We start from the raw sequence: 3,518 nt of genomic DNA, 5'->3' as shown, positions 1-3,518 counted from the left end.
CCGTCCCAGCGCCAAGCGATGATGTGTTCATCGACAAGAGCACGCAGACGGTCAAGATCACCGACGCAACGGGCGGCAACTTCGAGAAGTTGGAAGTTGCTGGCAACGGTGCGACCACCACGATCAATGACACCATCGACAAGGTCGATGTGGTTCTGACCGCCACGACTACCGTCGGCGAAGGCGGCAACATCGTTTACACCGCCAGCCTTGTGGATAAGAACGGCGCGCCGGTGACCAACATCACCAACCCGTTGACCGTCACGCTTGATAACGGCCAAAGCATCACCATCGGTGTAAACCAATCAAGCGCCAGCGTTTCGGTTGTTGCACCGGATGACGTCTACAAGGGCGATCAGACCGTCACCACTGCTATCAAGACTGTCACTGGTGGCGAGCACTTCGAGAATTTGGTGCCAGGCACCGCGCCGGTTAATACAACCGTGACTGATACTCCAGGCACCGACAACACCACTACCGTCACGCTGACCGCGCCAAATGCTGTTAACGAAGGTGGGCAAATCACGTATACCGCGACTTTGAGTAACAAGGCCGGTAGTGATGTCACGCTGAAACTCGATAACGGCTCATCGATCATCATCAAAGCTGGCGATACTGTCGGCACCGTGACCGTACCTGCTCCAAGCGATGACGTATTTATCGACAAGAGCACGCAGACTGTCCAGATCACTGAGACCACTGGCGGCAACTTCGAGAAACTTGAAGTTGCGGGCAATGGTGCGACCACCACAGTCAACGACACCATCGACAAAGTCGACGTAGTCCTGACCGCCACCACCACCGTCGGCGAAGGCGGCAACATCGTTTACACCGCCAGCCTTGTGGATAAAAACGGCGTACCGGTGACGAACATCACCAACCCGTTGACCGTCACGCTCGATAACGGCCAAAGCATCACCATCGGTGTAAACCAATCAAGCGCCAGCGTTTCGGTTGTTGCGCCGGATGACGTCTACAAAGGCGATCAGACCGTCACCACTGCTATCAAGACTGTTACTGGTGGCGAGCACTTCGAAAACCTGGTGCCAGGCACCGCGCCTGTTAATACCACCGTGACTGATACTCCGGGCACCGACAACACCACCACCGTTACCCTGACAGCTCCGGCACAGGCGAACGAAGGTGGCCAGATCACGTACACCGCTACGCTCTCCAATAAAGCAGGCAGCGACGTCACGTTGGAGTTGGATAACGGCTCATCGATCACCATCAAAGCTGGCGATACTGTCGGCACCGTGACCGTGCCAGCGCCTACCGATGATGTGTTTATCGACAAGAGCACTCAGACCGTCCAGATCACTGAAGCGACTGGCGGCAACTTTGAGAAGTTGGAAGTTGCTGGCAACGGTGCGACCACCACGATCAATGACACCATCGACAAAGTCGACGTTGTCCTGACCGCTACCACTACCGTTGGCGAAGGCGGCAACATCGTCTACACCGCCAGCCTTGTGGATAAAAACGGCGTACCGGTGACGAACATCACCAACCCGTTGACCGTCACCTTGAATAACGGCCAGAGCATCACTATCGGCCTTAACCAATCGAGCGGTAGCGTTTCGGTTGTTGCACCGGATGACGTGTACAAGGGCGACCAAACCGTCACGACCGCTATCAAAACCGTGACCGGTGGCGAGCACTTTGAGAACCTGGTGCCAGGTAAGACGGCAGTCAATACGACCGTCACCGATACCCCAGGTACTGCTGATACCACTACCGTCACGCTGACCGCGCCAAGCGCAGTCAACGAGGGTGGCCAGATCACTTACACCGCTACGCTCTCTAACAAAGCGGGCAGCGACGTTACGCTGAAACTGGACAACGGCTCAAGCATCACGATTAAAGCCGGTGACACCGTCGGCACCGTGACCGTCCCTGCGCCGACCGATGACGTGTTTATCGACAAGAGCACACAGACGGTCAGGATCACTGAGACCACTGGCGGCAACTTCGAGAAACTTGAAGTTGCGGGCAATGGTGCGACCACCACGATCAACGACACCATCGACAAAGTCGACGTTGTCCTGACCGCTACCACTACCGTTGGCGAAGGCGGCAACATCGTCTACACCGCCAGCCTTGTGGATAAAAACGGCGTACCGGTGACGAACATCACCAACCCGTTGACCGTCACGCTCGATAACGGCCAAAGCATCACCATCGGTGTAAACCAATCAAGCGCCAGCGTTTCGGTTGTTGCACCGGATGATGTCTACAAAGGCGATCAGACCGTCACCACCGCTATCAAGACTGTCACCGGTGGCGAGCACTTTGAGAACCTGGTGCCAGGTAAGACGGCAGTCAATACGACCGTCACCGATACCCCAGGTACCGCTGATACCACTACCGTCACGCTGACCGCGCCAACCGCCGTCAACGAAGGTGGCCAGATCACTTACACCGCTACGCTCTCTAACAAAGCGGGCAGCGACGTTACGCTGAAGCTGGATAACGGCTCAAGCATCACGATTAAAGCCGGTGAAACCGTCGGCACCGTGACCGTACCAGCGCCTACCGATGACGTGTTCATCGACAAGAGCACGCAGACAGTCAAGATCACCGACGCAACGGGCGGCAACTTCGAGAAGCTGGAAGTTGCAGGCAACGGTGCGACCACCACGATCAACGACACCATCGACAAAGTTGATGTAGTCCTGACCGCCACTACCACCGTTGGCGAAGGCGGCAATATCGTCTACACCGCCAGCCTTGTGGATAAAAACGGTACACCGGTAACCAACATCACTAACCCGCTGACCGTCACCCTGGATAACGGCAAAACCATCACCATCGGTGTGAACCAATCCAGCGGCAGCGTTTCGGTTGTTGCGCCGAATGATGTGTACAAGGGCGACCAAACCGTCACGACCGCTATCAAAACCGTGACCGGTGGCGAGCACTTTGAAAATTTGGTGCCAGGTACCACAGCGGTTAATACCACCGTTACTGATACTCCAGGCACCGACAACACCACCACCGTTACCCTGACAGCTCCGGCACAGGCGAACGAAGGTGGCCAGATCACTTACACGGCCACGCTTTCCAATAAAGCAGGCAGCGACGTCACGTTGAAGCTGAATAACGGCTCAAGCATCACGATTAAAGCCGGTGAAACCGTCGGCACCGTAACCGTCCCAGCGCCAAGCGATGACGTGTTTATCGACAAGAGCACACAGACGGTCAGGATCACTGAGACCACTGGCGGCAACTTCGAGAAGCTGGAAGTTGCAGGCAACGGTGCAACCACCACAATCAACGACACTATCGACAAGGTCGATGTAGTCCTGACCGCCACCAACACCGTCGGCGAAGGCGGCAACATCGTCTACACCGCCAGCCTTGTGGATAAAAACGGCGTACCGGTGACGAACATCACCAACCCGTTGACCGTCACGCTCGATAACGGCCAGAGCATCACCATTGGTGTAAATCAGTCGAGCGGCAGCGTTTCGGTTGTTGCGCCGGATGATGTCTACAAAGGCGATCAGACCGTCACC

General features: G+C 56.1%; 1 protein-coding gene. It reads left to right on the top strand.

Annotated features, from left to right (window positions below; all coding sequences use genetic code 11):
- On the top strand, positions 1-3,518 hold a 3,518-nt coding region (locus CIB54_RS27800), incomplete at both ends, for an immunoglobulin-like domain-containing protein (protein WP_332871821.1).

Source organism: Pseudomonas fluorescens (assembly GCF_002837185.1).
In the GTDB taxonomy this organism is placed as follows: Bacteria; Pseudomonadota; Gammaproteobacteria; order Pseudomonadales; family Pseudomonadaceae; genus Aquipseudomonas; species Aquipseudomonas fluorescens_AM.
The sequence above is the reverse complement of the archived record's forward strand: the minus strand, read 5'-3'. Positions and strand labels throughout refer to the sequence as shown.